17 protein-coding genes and 1 pseudogene are annotated in these 14,841 nt (G+C 62.2%); 7 read left to right on the top strand and 11 right to left on the bottom strand.

Annotated features, from left to right (window positions below; all coding sequences use genetic code 11):
- Window positions 1-45 precede the first annotated feature (45 nt).
- The 7 genes and pseudogenes from ACZ1HK_RS19560 to ACZ1HK_RS19590 all read right to left on the bottom strand — a co-directional run bounded on the left by ACZ1HK_RS19560 (window position 46) and on the right by ACZ1HK_RS19590 (window position 6,522).
- Window positions 46-492 carry a YcgN family cysteine cluster protein gene (locus ACZ1HK_RS19560; protein WP_472630101.1) on the bottom strand — a complete coding sequence of 149 codons (447 nt, stop codon included), beginning with the start codon at window positions 490-492 and terminating at the stop codon, window positions 46-48.
- Window positions 489-1,412 carry a bifunctional riboflavin kinase/FAD synthetase gene (locus tag ACZ1HK_RS19565; RefSeq protein ID WP_472630102.1) on the bottom strand — a complete coding sequence of 308 codons (924 nt, stop codon included), beginning with the start codon at window positions 1,410-1,412 and terminating at the stop codon, window positions 489-491. Before ACZ1HK_RS19565 ends, ACZ1HK_RS19560 begins: the two co-directional genes overlap by 4 nt.
- 44 nt (window positions 1,413-1,456) lie before the next feature.
- Complete coding sequence (locus tag ACZ1HK_RS19570) at window positions 1,457-1,900, bottom strand: MaoC family dehydratase (protein WP_472630103.1); 444 nt, start codon at window positions 1,898-1,900, stop codon at window positions 1,457-1,459.
- Between the two features lie 111 nt (window positions 1,901-2,011).
- Window positions 2,012-2,882: pseudogene (locus ACZ1HK_RS19575) on the bottom strand (TIGR01459 family HAD-type hydrolase).
- Between the two features lie 52 nt (window positions 2,883-2,934).
- Window positions 2,935-3,456 carry a hypothetical protein gene (locus tag ACZ1HK_RS19580; RefSeq protein WP_472630104.1) on the bottom strand — a complete coding sequence of 174 codons (522 nt, stop codon included), beginning with the start codon at window positions 3,454-3,456 and terminating at the stop codon, window positions 2,935-2,937.
- A gap of 87 nt (window positions 3,457-3,543) precedes the next feature.
- A complete protein-coding gene (locus tag ACZ1HK_RS19585) occupies window positions 3,544-4,467 on the bottom strand; it encodes a manganese-dependent inorganic pyrophosphatase (protein WP_472630105.1) in 924 nt (307 codons plus the stop codon).
- Window positions 4,468-4,587: 120 nt separating this feature from the next.
- Complete coding sequence (locus ACZ1HK_RS19590; RefSeq protein WP_472630106.1) at window positions 4,588-6,522, bottom strand: methyl-accepting chemotaxis protein; 1,935 nt, start codon at window positions 6,520-6,522, stop codon at window positions 4,588-4,590.
- A 188-nt stretch (window positions 6,523-6,710) separates the two neighbouring features.
- On the opposite strand from ACZ1HK_RS19590, the gene ACZ1HK_RS19595 reads away from it, so the two are divergent.
- The 6 genes from ACZ1HK_RS19595 (at window position 6,711) to ACZ1HK_RS19620 (ending at window position 11,588) form a co-directional block, all read left to right on the top strand.
- The gene (locus ACZ1HK_RS19595; protein WP_472630107.1) at window positions 6,711-6,998 is read left to right on the top strand and encodes a co-chaperone GroES; all 288 of its coding nucleotides are present in this window, start codon (window positions 6,711-6,713) and stop codon (window positions 6,996-6,998) included.
- 45 nt (window positions 6,999-7,043) lie between these two features.
- Window positions 7,044-8,690, top strand: coding sequence for a chaperonin GroEL (gene groL, locus ACZ1HK_RS19600; RefSeq protein WP_472630887.1), 1,647 nt, complete (start codon window positions 7,044-7,046; stop codon window positions 8,688-8,690).
- A gap of 404 nt (window positions 8,691-9,094) precedes the next feature.
- The gene (locus ACZ1HK_RS19605) at window positions 9,095-9,496 is read left to right on the top strand and encodes an MBT domain-containing protein (protein WP_472630108.1); all 402 of its coding nucleotides are present in this window, start codon (window positions 9,095-9,097) and stop codon (window positions 9,494-9,496) included.
- Window positions 9,497-9,575: 79 nt separating this feature from the next.
- Window positions 9,576-10,718 (top strand): alpha-D-ribose 1-methylphosphonate 5-triphosphate diphosphatase, encoded by a 1,143-nt coding sequence (locus ACZ1HK_RS19610; protein WP_472630109.1) that lies wholly within the window; start codon window positions 9,576-9,578, stop codon window positions 10,716-10,718.
- Window position 10,719: 1 nt separating this feature from the next.
- Window positions 10,720-11,271, top strand: coding sequence for a hypothetical protein (locus tag ACZ1HK_RS19615; RefSeq protein WP_472630933.1), 552 nt, complete (start codon window positions 10,720-10,722; stop codon window positions 11,269-11,271).
- Complete coding sequence (locus tag ACZ1HK_RS19620; protein ID WP_472630888.1) at window positions 11,163-11,588, top strand: EamA family transporter; 426 nt, start codon at window positions 11,163-11,165, stop codon at window positions 11,586-11,588. The genes ACZ1HK_RS19615 and ACZ1HK_RS19620 overlap by 109 nt, the downstream gene beginning before the upstream one ends.
- On the opposite strand, the gene ACZ1HK_RS19625 is transcribed toward ACZ1HK_RS19620, so the two are convergent.
- The gene (locus tag ACZ1HK_RS19625) at window positions 11,558-12,001 is read right to left on the bottom strand and encodes an NUDIX domain-containing protein (protein WP_472630110.1); all 444 of its coding nucleotides are present in this window, start codon (window positions 11,999-12,001) and stop codon (window positions 11,558-11,560) included. The two genes, ACZ1HK_RS19620 and ACZ1HK_RS19625, sit on opposite strands and share 31 nt — an antisense overlap.
- Before the next feature lie 76 nt (window positions 12,002-12,077).
- On the opposite strand from ACZ1HK_RS19625, the gene ACZ1HK_RS19630 reads away from it, so the two are divergent.
- Window positions 12,078-12,803: an esterase/lipase family protein gene (locus ACZ1HK_RS19630; protein ID WP_472630889.1), complete on the top strand. Its 726-nt coding sequence runs from the start codon at window positions 12,078-12,080 to the stop codon at window positions 12,801-12,803.
- A 44-nt stretch (window positions 12,804-12,847) separates the two neighbouring features.
- On the opposite strand, the gene ACZ1HK_RS19635 is transcribed toward ACZ1HK_RS19630, so the two are convergent.
- The 3 genes from ACZ1HK_RS19635 to ACZ1HK_RS19645 all read right to left on the bottom strand — a co-directional run bounded on the left by ACZ1HK_RS19635 (window position 12,848) and on the right by ACZ1HK_RS19645 (window position 14,690).
- Entirely contained in the window at window positions 12,848-13,912 is a 1,065-nt protein-coding gene (locus tag ACZ1HK_RS19635; RefSeq protein ID WP_472630111.1) for a 5-(carboxyamino)imidazole ribonucleotide synthase, read from the bottom strand.
- Window positions 13,905-14,387, bottom strand: a complete 483-nt coding sequence (purE, locus tag ACZ1HK_RS19640) for a 5-(carboxyamino)imidazole ribonucleotide mutase (RefSeq protein WP_472630112.1) — start codon at window positions 14,385-14,387, stop codon at window positions 13,905-13,907. Before purE ends, ACZ1HK_RS19635 begins: the two co-directional genes overlap by 8 nt.
- A gap of 84 nt (window positions 14,388-14,471) precedes the next feature.
- Window positions 14,472-14,690 (bottom strand): YdcH family protein, encoded by a 219-nt coding sequence (locus tag ACZ1HK_RS19645; protein WP_472630113.1) that lies wholly within the window; start codon window positions 14,688-14,690, stop codon window positions 14,472-14,474.
- Window positions 14,691-14,841: the final 151 nt, after the last annotated feature.

Below are 14,841 nucleotides of genomic sequence, written 5' to 3' on the forward strand. Positions count from 1 at the left end.
CGCGCTCCCCGGCATTTTCGTGGAACAAAGAGGGGCGCCGATCGCTCAGGCCCCCGGCTCCTCGATGATAAACTCTTCCCACTCTTCCTCGGGGATCTCGAATTCCGGCACGGTGATGCCGCGCACCGACACGCCCGCCTCGTGGACCGAATTCGGATCACCCGAGATCAGCGGGTGCCACCAGTAAAGCGGTTTGCCCTCATGCAGCAGGCGGTAGGCGCAGGTCTCGGGCATGAAATAGGCCACATCGCCCATGGTCTGCGGCGTCAGCTGGATGCATTCCGGCACCAGCGTCTTGCGGATGTCGTATTGCGCGCACTGGCAGGTCTCATCATCCAGCAATCGGCAGGCCACGCGGGTCAGCGCCACCTCCTGCGTGTCCTCATCTTCCAGCTTGTTCAGGCAGCACTTGCCGCAGCCATCGCACAAAGCCTCCCATTCCTCGGCCGTCATCTTGGCCATAGGCACGCGGGCCCAGAACTCGCGCCTCATGCGCGCAACGCCGCGCGGGCGGCCGAAGAATCTGCATCCATCTGCACGATCAGCGCATCGAGGCTGTCGAACTTCGCCTCTCCTCGCAGGTACGATACAAGGCCCACGGACAGGTCCGTGCCGTAAAGATCGCCCGAGAAGTCGAACAGGAATGTCTCCAGGTTCGGCGTTTCGCGTTCGAACATCGGGCGGAACCCCAGGTTTGCAACGCCGCCATAGGTGCCCGCATGGGGGCCATCACGTACCTCGACGGTGACGGCGTATACGCCCGGCTTGGGCACATGCAGCCCGTCGAGATCCATGTTCGCCGTCGGATACCCCAACTCGCGCCCCCGCTTTTCGCCATGCAGCACGGGGCCTTCGATGCGGTGCCAATGGCCAAGCATGTCTGCTGCGTCCGCCGGCCGCCCGTCACTCAAGGCTTGCCGAATTGCGGTGGAGGATACCGCCCCATCATCCCCCTCCAGCAAAGTCGCGATGGTCACGTCAAAGCCGTGATCTGCGCCAAGCTGTTGCAGCGCCTGCGCATCGCCACCGCGTCCCTTCCCAAACCGGAAATCCGCCCCCACGACGGCATGGCTAATGCCAAGCCCGTCAACCAGGACGGATCGCACGAAATCCGCCGCGCTCAATCCCATCAGGCGCGTATCGAACGGCAGTTCCGCCAACAAATCCACGCCCAATTTCTCCAACCGGTTGGCCCGCGCTGCGGCATTCATAAGTCGGAAGGGCGGGGCGTCGGGGGCGAAAACCTCCCGCGGGTGCGGCTCGAACGTTACCACGCCAAGCGGGGCGTCAAGGCGTTTGGCCAAGCCGAGTACATGTTGATGACCTCGGTGGACGCCGTCAAAATTGCCGATGGCGACGGACGCGCCCCGATCCCGGGATTGAGCATATTGGTAATCACGCAGGACTCGCATAAGCGGCAGTTAGGCTGCGCAGCGGGCGAAGTGCAAGGCGTGGGTCAGTCGAATTTGCCGGACGGGGCCAGGACGGTCGCTTCGCCCTTCAGAACCACAGTCTCCCCCACGCGCGCTTCGGTTTGTTGCTGCACACGGCGGCGGGCGTAGTCGATGGACAGCACGGTCACAACCGCCTCCACCGCATCGCCGGGCCGGACAGGCGCCATGAACTTCAGCGTCTGGCCCAGATAAACCGTGCCATGGCCCGGAAGCTGCTCGCCGATCACGGCTGAAATCAACCCGGCCGTCAGCATCCCGTGGGCAATGCGCCCCTCAAAGATCGTATCCTGCGCATAGCTGTCATCCAGGTGGACCGGGTTCCGGTCGGTGGAGACCTCGGCAAACATCTCGATATCCTGATCGGTCACGATTTTCGTCAACGAGCGGGTCATGCCCACTTCAAGGTCTTCGACGACAATGGTGCCAGTGTTGATGTTGTCGAGCATGTGCAGGCCCTCCTTGACCGCTACATAGGGCGATTCAGGGGTATTCTGCAATGCAGAAAGTAACAAAGTGTGAATTTTGTCGCGCCAGTCGCAACTTTGTTGCGTGGCGATCTAGCGCAAATACCCGATGGAATAGGATGGCTCAAGCTGCGCATCGGTCAGAAAGCGCGCCAGCTTTGACGGATCCGGTTGCACCTCAGTGCCCGTTTCCGCGCGCGCAAGACCGCCCGTGATAAAGAGCGTGTCGATGTTTTCGCCCACTCCGCCGGGGATGTCGGTGACGATCCCGTCACCAATCGCAAGAATGCGGTCGTCGCTTGTACTCTTTCCCATCTGGGTCAGGCGCCGGCGGGCCAGATCGTAGATCGGGGTGTGGTTTGCCGAAATAAAGGCTCTCGCCCCCCATCTCGGTGTAAAGCTGCGCAAGGGCGCCCGCGCACCATTCCCGGCTTTCGCCCCGGTCCACCACGATGTCGGGGTTCGCGCAGAGCAGCTTCAGCCCCTTGGTCTTCGCGAGAAGGAACTGCGGGCGCATCACGGACGGATCGGCGTGGGGATCAAATGGGCCGGTGCATACGATGCCCTCCGCCTGATCAAGCTCCACCCGCTCAATATCGACGGCATCCTCAATCAGGTCCATTTTCTCGAAGAAGGGGGCATCATGTGGCTCCCCGATATGCCAGACCTTCTGCCCAACGGCACCCGTCAGCATCGCTGCCCGGGCGCTGTCGCCAGACGTTGCGATCACATCCCAGCAGTCGCGGGGCACGCCGATGCGGTCAAGTTGCGTGGCCACCGACGCGCGGGGGCGGGGCGCATTCGTCAGCAAAAGGACGGTGCCGCCCTGTGCCTTGAACGCACGCAATGCTTCGACTGCTGCGGCAAACGGCTCCACGCCGTTATGAACGCAGCCCCACAGGTCGCAGAAGACCGCATCATACATGCCTGAGATTTCGGCGAGATTTTCAACGATACGTGTCATACCTGTGCTCCGCTATGGTGGGCGGAGACTTAGGGCATTGACCCGGCAGCTTCTAGCGGAAGATGCAGTTCAGGCCGGTCCAGATCGCCTCAATGCGCGCGCCGTCCTCGGTCAGCAGCCCGTAAAGGCCGGCGCTGTCAAATTCCGTGCCAAGGCCGCTCTCGAAAAAGCTGACGCCGCCCGGCGTGGTCAGATTGCTTGTCGGCGCCCCGTGCCAAAGGCCGGTGTCGGTTGAAAGCAGGTCGCCAGTGCCCAGAAACCAGCCCGCGAAGCGGTCATTTTCAAACATCAGGGTGATCTCGTTCGGCCAGTCCGCGGCCACCATCGGGCCCGCACCGCATTCCTGCGGGAACGTGACATCGACCTCCCACCCGAAGATGCCGATCAGACCGTGCATGGTATCCTGAAAGCCTGTGCCAAACGGGATCTCGGCGCGCGTGGTCCCGTCTTCGCTTGCCACCGAAAGGCCGTGGGCCGTTGGCGTGACAATGTCACTTTCGCTTGGCCAATAGGTATCGGCCGTTGCTGGAAAAGCGAGGGTGGCGATCAGGGCGCCGAGAAGGGCAGTGCGCATGGGAACCTCCGGAATGCTTGTCAGAGCCTGCATCCGGGAGGTTCGATCTGGCAAGGCGGGAAATCCCGGCCCCCGCGTCTTCGTGGCTCACACCGTGAGGTTCGGAATGATCTGTTTCTTGCGGCTGACAACGCCCGGCAGAACAACCTGGTCAGCGTCACCGACCACGGTGGCAAAGCTCTTTTCTGCCACGCTCTTCGTCAGCTCGTTGGGGACCAGCATGGTCGCTTCTTCCTTCAGAATATCCACGACGAACAGCAGGACCTGATCTGCCCCATCTTCGTCGGCCACCTTCGGCATGGTGTCCATCAGCGATGCCTTGCGGTCCAGAACCGTGCCGGGCGAGGTTGTCTCCAACACACTCACACGGAAGGTCTTTCCACCCACCTCGTACGTCTTGCTGTCCATCCGCAGCAGTTCCGCATCCGAGAACGCCGAGACATCGGATTTTGCGGCGAACATTTCAGCCGCGTATTCCGGTATGTCGATGCCCAGATCCTTGGCCAGATCTTCCGCAATTGCGCGATCTTCCTGCGTTGTGGTTGGGGAGCGGAATTCAAGCGTGTCGGACAAGATGCAGCTCAGCATCGCACCTTTGATGTTTTCAGGCGCCTGCGCCATGTGCTTGCCGATCATCTTCCACATGATCGTCGCCGTGCACGCCAGCGGTTCGATCCGAATGTCGATGGGCCCCTTTGTCTCCAACCCGCCAACCAGCTTGTGGTGGTCGATGATGCCCTGAATATCGGCCGCGTTGATGTCGTCGGGCAGTTCGCCAGGGTTGTTGGTGTCCACGATCACGACAGGCGTGTCGGCGGCCACACCCTCGATGATCCGGGGCTTCTCGAGGTTCCAGCGCTCCAACATGAACGCCGCCTCGGTATTTGGTTCCCCCAGCAGGACAGCTTCGGCCTGCATTTGCTTGATCTGGTTCAAGTACCAGGCCCAGATGATCGGAGAGCCCGTGGAGTCGGTGTCAGGGGATTTATGGCCGAAAACCAGAGTGGTCATGTGTCAGAACCTTCGCGTCGAGAGGCAAATTTTGCGCCCTTCTAGCCGCGCCAATCCGGGATGTCACGCGGCGCGGGGCTTGGCTACGTATTGGCCAAAGCACGCTCAGCAAAACGCGGTTCAAAACCCGTGAAAGGCGTTGGATTTATCTCCGCCATCAACGGAAAGCGGGAGGGACAGATCGGCGTCACCCTGTTCAGCAAACGGGCCAGGTGCAGCCTGATGCGCCGCCGCAGCGGCCCAGTTCCGCGCCTTTGAGGCGTCCAGCTTGAACCGTGCGATCTGAGTGGCAAGGCCTGCGGCCGCGTTTGTCAGGCTCTCGCTGGCCGAAGATGTCTCCTCGGCCATGGCTGCGTTCGATTGGGTGGCAGCGTCCAGATCCCTTACTCCGTCGTTGATCTCCTCAACACCGATCGCCTGCTCCCGCGCAGACGCAGCGATGTCCGAGACAAGGCCCGCAACGGTTTCCACACGACCGATGATGTCTTTGAGGGCATCACCTGTATCCCGCACCAGTTTCGATCCGCTTTCCACCTGTTCGCTGGACGCTGCGATCAACGATTTTATTTCCTGTGCCGAGGCTGAGGAATGCTGTGCCAGCGCCCGCACTTCCGAGGCAACCACAGCAAAACCGCGGCCCGCATCGCCCGCGCGCGCGGCCTCTACGCCCGCATTCAGGGCCAGCAGGTTCGTCTGGAACGCGATGTCGTCAATGACCGCGATGATCTGCGTGATCTGTTCGGAGGACGCTTCAATCTGCGCCATGGCGCCAATCGCCGTCTCGACAATCTCGCCTGTGGCATTGGTGGCCGCGCGGTTTTCGGCGGTCGATCGCTCGGCTGCGGCCGCATTGTCTGCCGTCGATTTGATGGACTGGCTCAATTCCTCAAGGGCTGCGGCGGATTCCTGCAAAGTGGCCGCCTGTCCCTCGGTCCTGTTTGACAAATCAATCGCTGATTTTGTCATTTCACCGGCGTCCCCCTCGATTTCTTCCGCGACATCTCGGATCGCTTCGATCGTCTCGGCCAATTGATCGACCACCAGATTGAAGGAGGTGCGCAGGGCGTCATAGTCTGCGGGAAAGGGATCATCTGCGGTGCTGTCGATGCGGGCGGTCAGATCTAGGTTGGCCAATCGTGAAAGCCCTTCGCTGAGGGAGTCGACAACACGTTCCTGCGTGCGTCGCTTCAGCTCGTCTTCCTTCAGGCGTTCAGCCTCCGCCAGCTTGAGTTTTTCTGCATCCAGCATGGAGTTTTGCAGTGCCACCAAACTCTGCGCGATTTCCCCAATCTCGTCCTGCCGGCCGGAATGGACGATTTCGGATGCGTAATTCCCGCTCGACAGCTCGTGAATGGAGGCGCGAATGCCCTGCAACGGGGCCAAAAGACCGCGCACCGCCCAGAACGCGACCGCAAGGATTACCGCAACCAGCAGGAGCGAGACCATCATGGTTCCGGAAACGTTGGCCGCCTCAGCGATGGACGACCGGAACGCCGCATAATCCCGTCCAACCCCCAAAGCACCGATGACCTGACCATCCCCGGACACGATCGGCACGTATTCCCCAAAGTAGTTGTTTCCCAGAACGCCGAACTGCCCCGTAATGGGGTCACCGCGCAGCAAGGTTTCCAGCGCTTCGGGAGAATTCAGCGATGTCCCCGTGATCGCGACGCCGTTTTCGTCCGCCACGGTTGTCGCAACGCGCAGGAATTCTCCACTTTCAGCGTTCAGCATGAAAAGGGAGGCTTCCAAACCCGAAACCGATTGCACCATATCCGCGATGTGATTGTCGAAGGTTTCAGGTGGGTTGGGCCAAACGATTTGGCGGAGGTGCCCATCATCCCCATCCACTGTCGAAACCCCGCGATAGCGATTGTTCAACAGGTACGCGAAGGACCGCGCCGTGGCCTCGTTGTCCTGCGTTGCCTGCGCGATATACGTCTGCTCCAGCGCGCGGTGGGTCTCTCGGATCAATCCGGCCGATAGCAGCAAAAGCAAAAGCGCCATCGTGCCAAGCAACTTGGTGCGTAAAGTGATTGAGTTGAGAAAGGCCATCGTCACCGAACCAGCAAAGGGGAAGCGTCGGCCAAGTGCTAAAGTCTGTTTCTAAAGGTTCAGTTACCGCAGGCGGCCTCTTGACTCGAAAATTTCGCCCCCTATCTCTCCGCCGTTGGCACTCTCCAGTGGTGAGTGACAACACAACAGAGAGACATTCCGATTTCGGAAAAGAGGAGAGGCCGAAAATGGCATTCAAACCGCTTCATGACCGCGTTCTGGTCCGCCGTGTTGAATCGGACGAAAAGACCGCTGGCGGTCTGATCATCCCCGATAGCGCAAAAGAAAAGCCGTCCGAGGGCGAAGTCGTCGCATGCGGCGATGGTGCGCGCAAAGACAGCGGCGAACTGATCGCAATGGCCGTCAGCGCGGGCGACCGCATCCTGTTCGGCAAGTGGTCGGGCACCGAAGTCACCGTCGACGGTGAAGAGCTTCTGATCATGAAGGAATCGGACATCCTCGGCGTCATGGCCTGAGATCCGATCCCGCAATTCGCAGATAATTCCAGATAAGGAGCCGCCATCATGGCAAAAGACGTCCGTTTTGATACCGACGCCCGCAATCGTATGCTCAAGGGTGTGAACACCCTGGCCGATGCCGTCAAAGTCACCCTTGGCCCCAAAGGCCGTAACGTTGTCATCGAGAAATCCTTCGGCGCCCCGCGCATCACGAAGGACGGTGTTTCTGTCGCCAAAGAGATCGAACTGGAAGATAAGTTCGAGAACATGGGCGCTCAGATGGTGAAGGAAGTTGCTTCCCGCACCAATGATGAGGCCGGCGACGGCACCACCACAGCGACCGTTCTGGCCCAAGCCATCGTGCGTGAAGGCATGAAGTCGGTTGCCGCTGGCATGAACCCGATGGACCTCAAGCGCGGCATCGACCTCGCCGTGGCCAAAGTGATCGAAAACATCAAAGGCGCTGCCCGTGAAGTCGCAGACAGCGATGAAGTCGCCCAGGTCGGCACCATCTCCGCCAACGGCGAAGCCGAAATCGGCCGCCAGATCGCCGACGCGATGCAGAAGGTCGGCAATGACGGCGTGATCACTGTCGAAGAGAACAAGGGCCTCGAGACCGAGACCGAAGTTGTCGAAGGCATGCAGTTCGACCGTGGCTACCTGTCGCCTTACTTCGTGACCAACCCCGACAAGATGATCGCAGAGCTTGAAGACTGCATGGTCCTGCTGCACGAGAAGAAACTCTCGTCGCTGCAGCCGATGGTTCCGCTTCTGGAAACCGTTATCCAGTCGGGCAAGCCGCTTCTGATCATCGCGGAAGACGTCGAAGGCGAAGCGCTGGCGACCCTCGTGGTCAACAAGCTGCGCGGTGGCCTCAAGATCGCAGCCGTCAAGGCGCCCGGCTTCGGTGATCGTCGCAAGGCGATGCTGCAGGACATCGGTATTCTGACCGGCGGTCAGGTCATCTCCGAAGACCTCGGCATGAAGCTGGAAAACGTCACGATGGATATGCTCGGCACCGCCAAGCGCATCACCATCACCAAAGACGAGACCACTGTCATCGACGGCAACGGCAACAAAGCCGAGATCGAAGCGCGCGTCGCCCAGATCCGTGGCCAGATCGAAGACACGACCTCCGACTACGACCGTGAGAAGCTGCAGGAACGTGTGGCCAAACTCGCCGGTGGTGTGGCTGTCATCCGCGTGGGCGGCATGACCGAAGTCGAAGTGAAAGAGCGTAAGGACCGCGTCGACGACGCCCTGAACGCAACCCGTGCCGCTGTCCAAGAGGGCATCGTTGTGGGTGGCGGTGTCGCTCTGGTCCAGGGTGCCAAGGCGCTGGAAGGCGTCTCGGGTGAGAACGCTGACCAGAACGCCGGTGTTGCCATCGTGCGCCGCGCGCTCGAAGCCCCGCTGCGCCAGATCGCCGAAAACTCCGGCGTCGACGGCTCGGTTGTGGCTGGCAAGATCCGTGAATCCTCGGACAACGCCTTTGGCTTCAACGCTCAGACCGAAGAATATGGCGATATGTTCAAATTCGGCGTCATCGACCCGGCAAAGGTTGTTCGTACGGCTCTGGAAGATGCGGCTTCGGTTGCAGGCCTCCTGATCACGACGGAAGCCATGGTTGCCGACAAGCCAGCCAAAGAAGGTGCCGGTGGCGCCGGCGGCGGCATGCCCGACATGGGCGGCATGGGCGGCATGATGTAAGGGTAAATCTGCAAAGCAGATTTGCCCGAACCCGACAGGCGACTTTACACTGCAAAGTCTGCCGAAGGGTAAGGCCGATTATTGTTCAAAGGGGCCCTCGGGCCCCTTTGTCATGTCTAAAGGCTGTCAATGGAGGCAAACCCGCGTCGCCATACACATTGCTGTCAGCGGATAATGCGGCCCTGTTTTAGTAGGAATTTTCCAATGACGCCTCGATCCAACCTAATGCGATTTAGCCTTGTGGCCCTTTTGCTGTCAGCCGCGCCGGCGCTTGCCTGCCCTACTGGCAAAGCCGTGGAAATCGAATGGAACGGCAGCCAATTCGCAGGACAGGTCCTCGATGGTCCCGACGCGCAAGGCCAATGCCTTGTCAGCTACGATGGCTGGGACGAGACCTGGAACGAATGGGTTGCGGTCAGCCGCATCACGAACCTCGACGTTGCCCCCCGGCTCCGGCTGTATGCCCCGCTGGGGCCTCGCGCCAGATCGAATGGAATGGCAGTCTGTGGGACGGCACGATCCTCGAAGGCCCCAATGCCGCGGGCGAATGCTTCGTCACTTATGAGGGGTGGAGCGATGAGTGGAACGAATGGGTCGGCCCAGGCCGTATTCAAGCCGCCGCTGCACCCGCGGGCGCGTCGTGCCCGGTCGGCCAAACGCTGGAAATCGAATGGAACGACACATGGTGGGATGGCGCCGTATTGGAAGGCCCAGATGCGCAGGGCCATTGCCTTGTGACCTATGAAGGCTGGGACGCGACCTGGAATGAATGGGTGTCCACCGACCGTTTGCGCGGCGCTGAGTGAACGCAGCCACACGGATGATTGAAAGGGGTGCAATCCTGCGCCCCTTTTCTTTTGCGCGTCCCCCTGCCAGACGTCAGGCATGACGCAGCCCCTTTCCCTTCGCCTGACCGGCGCGCAGGTCCTTCATCCCGATGGGTTGTGCGAGGGCGCGCTGGCCATGGCGGACGGTACGCTCACCGACACGGCCGCGCGGGATGTGGATGCCTCCGGCTACATGATCCTTCCGGGCATCATCGACCTGCACGGGGACGGGTTCGAACACCACATGGCCCCGCGTCGCGGTGCGCAAACGGACCCGATGCTCGGCCTGCGTGCCGTTGAGGCAGAGCTTGCCGCCAACGGCATCACAACCGCCGTGCTCGCCCAGTTCTTCTCCTGGGAAGGGGGCATGCGCGGCCCCGACTTCGCTGAGGTGCTGATTGCCGCCACCGGCCAGTACGCATCTGCCTTGGATCTGCGCATCCAGCTGCGGTTCGAACTGTCGCTTCTGGAGGACTTTGATCGGGTCAAAGCCCTGATCGCGCGCGAAAATATCGGCTACGTTGTCCTCAACGATCATCTCAACCATGAGGCTCTTGCAGCAGGAAAGCGCCCGCCGCGCCTTGTCGGGCAGGCGCTGAAATCGGGCCGCTCGCCCGAGGATCACATGGCGCTTCTGACGCGGCTCCATCAGCAGACCCCGGCGGCCCTTGCCGCTTTGCCAGACCTGACCGCGTGGATGACCGGTCGCGGTGTGAAAATCGGCAGCCACGATGACGCCACAGCGGAGGGACGCGCACAGTTCCGCGCGATGGGAGCGACCATCGCCGAATTCCCCGAAACCCGCACCGCAGCGGAGGCCGCCAAGACCGCAGGCGATCCGGTCATCATGGGCGCGCCAAACGTGGTGCGAGGCGGCTCGCACGACGGCAAGATTGCCGCCGCCGATCTGATCGCGGACGGCCTCGTCGATGCGCTGGTCTCCGACTATCACTATCCCTCCCCGCACCGCGCGGCTTTGGCCCTGTGGGACAGTGGCATGGCCCTGCAAGACGCCTGGGCGCTGATCTCCAGTGGGCCTGCGAAGGTCATGGGCTGGTCGGATCGCGGCACGCTCAAAGTTGGCCAACGCGCAGACCTCGTCGTGATGCACGCGCGCACCCGCCGCATCGAAGGCGTCTTTGCCGCTGGCCGCCCCGCTTACCTGAGCGGGGCCTTCGCCACCCGCCTGATCGGAGGGTAAGATGCGCCTGATCCTGCTTACCTGTGTGGTTCTGATCGCCTTCGCCTCGAACTCCATCCTCAACCGGATGGCCGTGGGAGGAGGCGAGATTGACGCCATCGCCTTCGCCGTCATTCGCGCCATCGCAGGTGCGGTCATGCTGGCCGCACTGGTTTTGGTGCAACGCCGCGGCCTGCCGGTCTTCCACCGCGCGCGGTGGGTGGGGGCGGGCAGCCTGACGCTCTACCTGATCGGGTTCTCGATCGCCTACGTCCAGATTGATGCGGGCCTTGGGGCGCTTTTGTTGTTCGGCGGGGTGCAGGTCACCATGTTCGCAGGCGCGCTGGCGGGGGGGAACGCCCGCCCGTCCGTCGCTGGATCGGCGCGGCCATGGCGCTTGCAGGTCTGGCCTGGCTCAGCTGGCCCTCGGGCGAGGCCGCCGTTCCGGGCATCGCGATCATCGCCATGCTTTTCGCGGCTATCGGCTGGGGCATCTACAGCCTTGCCGGGCGCACCGCGACCGACCCGATGGCCGAAACCGGCGCAAATTTCATCTGGTCGGTTCCGCCCCTGATCCTTCTGACCCTGCTGCGCCCCGCGCAAATCGACGGGATCGTGACCACGACAAACGGCATCCTTCTGGCCGTTGTGGCCGGCGCGATCACCTCGGGCCTGGGCTACGCGCTGTGGTATTCCGTCCTGCCCAAACTCGGCGGCACGGTCTCAGCCCTGCTGCAACTGACAGTGCCAATCATCGCCATGGCGGCAGGTTTCGTACTGTTGGGCGAAGCCGTGACCTGGCGCATGGTCGGCGCATCGCTGGTAACGCTCGGGGGCGTCGCCTACGGGCTTGGCGCGTTTCAGCGCAGGACCGGCTCCAGCCGGTCGTAGAAAACCGCCTCACCCCAGGCGATGTCCGGCAGGCTGTCAGGCTTGTAGCGCAGCCCCGCCATCTCCGCCCGCGTCACAAGATGCCGCTCGGTCACCACGCCCTCGGGGTCCGTCCAGGGCTGCAACGGCTCCCCGGCAATCAGCGAGACGCGAAAATAGACATCCACCTGATGAAAATCACGGCCCGGATCGTGGAACTCGTTGACCAGACAGGGCGCGCCCACCGCAATTTCCAACCCCGTCTCCTCATGGAATTCCCGCTTGAGGTTATCCTCCAAGGAGGCATGCGGCTCCGCCCCGCCGCCGGGCGCACACAGCAGATCAGACGTGCCACCGGGCCAGGCATTGACCAGCAAAAGGCGGTTGTCGACCAGAAGAAGGCCGCGGACAGCAAGGCGAATGGGGCGAGACATGGGGCACACAGTTACGTTACGGCGCAGGCAGGGCAAGGCCCCTCGGAATTTCTGCAATATCGCTTATGTTGAGGGTATGCGCCATGCCCTCCTCGCCCCGCTCCTCGCACTTGCCCCGATGCCGGCGCTCGCCGATTGCGTCGTGCTGCTGCACGGCTTGGGGCGCAGCGAGACGTCGTTGTTTCTGCTCGAAGAAAGCCTGGAGGCCGAGGGCTTCACCGTTGTGAATGCGGGCTATCCCTCGACCCGCGCCGCGATTGCGGAATTGGCGGAACAGACGATCCCGGATGCGGTGGAAGCCTGCGGCGCGCAGCGCATCAACTTTGTGACCCACTCGATGGGGGGCATTCTGGTGCGCTACTGGCTGGGGGAGCACACGCTGCCCGACTTGGGCCGCGTCGTGATGCTGGCCCCGCCCAATGGCGGCTCCGAACTGGTGGATGTGCTTGGGCCACTTGAGCCGTTCGAATGGTTGAACGGACCGGCGGGCCAACAATTGGGCACCGCAGAGGGCGATCTGGTGAACCGACTCGGCGATGTGAACTTTGAGCTTGGGGTCATTGCCGGAAACCGCAGCCTCAACCCGATTTATTCCGCCCTGATCCCGGGCGCCGACGATGGCAAAGTGGCCGTGGACAACACCGAGGTGGACGGCATGGCCGATCACATCGTGCTGCCCGTCACGCACACCTTCATGATGAACAGCCCGCTTGTGCTTGCACAGGTTGAGGCGTTTCTGGAGACCGGCGCCTTTGACCACGATCTCGGCGTGATCGGGGCAATCGGCGAGTTGATCGAGTAGGGGGCGCTGCTCCCGGAGCCTTTCTGGCAAACCGAACGGGCGGCTCAGGCCGGGCCGGTCACGCGGTTGATATGGCCCATCTTGCGACCGGGGCGCGTTTCCGCCTTGCCATAAAGGTGAACCTGCACGCCGGGCTCCGCCGCCAGGGTTCCCGCGCGGGCAACATCGTCGCCGATCAGATTTTCCATCACCACGTTGGCGTGTCGGCTCCCGTCGCCCAGGGGCCAGCCCGTCACCGCACGAATATGCTGCTCAAACTGATCCACGGCGCAGCCCGCCTGGGTCCAATGGCCGGAATTGTGCACTCGGGGCGCGATTTCGTTCACCACCAGACCGCTCGGCGTCACGAACAGCTCCACCCCCAAAACGCCGACATAATCCAGCGCATTGAGGATCTGCGACGCGATCAGGACCGCATCGGTGCGAAGCGGGGGCGCGATCTGGGCGGGCAGGGTGGTTGTGGAAAGGATCCCATCCTCGTGCACATTCTCACCGGGATCGTAGGCCGCGATGGCCCCGTCTCGCCCGCGCGCCGCGATCACGCTGATCTCTTTCGAAAAATCCACGAACCCTTCGGCAATGGCAGGCGCGCCGTCCAGGCTTGCAACTGCCGCTTCCGCCTCACCGGCGGCCATAATCCGGGCCTGCCCCTTCCCGTCATATCCAAAGCGCCGGGTCTTCAGGATCGCAGGCACGCCGGTCATCTTCAAATCGGCATGGATGTCCGAGGTGACCGGCGCAAAAGGCGCCGTCTCCAGCCCCAGATCCCGCAGAAAGCTTTTCTCGATCAAGCGGTCCTGGCTGACCTCAAGCGCGCGGCGGTCGGGGTAAAGCGGCGTCTTCTCCGACAGCACGTCCAACGCGTCAGCGGGGATATTCTCAAACTCGAAGGTGATGACATCGCAGGCCTCCGCAAAGGTCCGTAGCGCGTCCAGATCATCGTAGCCCGCCTGGGTCCAGGCATGGGCGACGTCTGCGGCAGGGGCGGCACCCGGCTCGAATATATGGGTCTTATAGCCAAGGCGCGCAGCGGCCATGGCCAGCATCCGGCCCAATTGCCCGCCGCCCAGAATGCCGATCACGCTGCCCGACGGAAGCGGTTCAGTCATCGCTCGGCTCCTCGGGGATCGAGGCGCTCAGGTCAGCGCGCCACTGGTCCAAACGCTCCGCAAGGGCAGGATCGTCATTGGCGAGGATTGCTGCGGCCATCAGCCCCGCATTCGCGGCCCCGGCCGCGCCAATGGCCATGGTCGCCACGGGGTATCCGCGCGGCATCTGCAGAATGGAATAAAGGCTATCAACGCCTGACAGGGCCTTGGTCTGAACCGGCACACCAATCACCGGCACGCGCGTCTTGGACGCCACCATGCCCGGCAAATGCGCAGCACCACCCGCGCCCGCGATGATCGCTTTCAAACCGCGATCCGCCGCCGATTTGCCGAACTCCCAAAGTCGGTCCGGCGTGCGATGGGCTGATACGATCTTTTTCTCGTAGGGCACGCCAAGCGCCTCCAGCATCTCTGCCGCTTCGCGCATGGTGGGCCAATCCGATTGCGAGCCCATGATGATGGCGACCTGAACCATGGCCTATCCCTCTGACATCGTGAACTTTGGGGTATAGCGCAAAGGGGCGGCGGTGCAATTGGGCAATGCGCGGCGCCCCGGGGCTCAGGCGATGATATCCGGCGTCAACTCGTCCTCGATCCGGGCGATCCGGTCCTTGAGGCGCAGTTTCTGGGATTTTAGCCGCTTGAGGGTCAGCTGATCCACCGTGACACGCTCGCCAAGGGCTTCAATCGCCTCGTCCAGATCGCGATGTTCGCGGCGCAAAGCCTCAAGCTTTACGCGCAACACGTCCTCATGGCTCATCTCCGATGGTGCAACCATGGCTGGTCCCCTGTTTCCCAGGGCAAAGATAGGGGCATTCCGCGCGCGCTCCAAGCCTCGTCGGCCTTGTTTTGCTCTGATCGTGCTCCCATATTTCGCTTGGGCCGTTGCCGAACGCGGGACGGGCCGAATTTGCAGATCGCTTGATCAA

The organism is Gymnodinialimonas sp. JB5-7 (assembly GCF_055693405.1).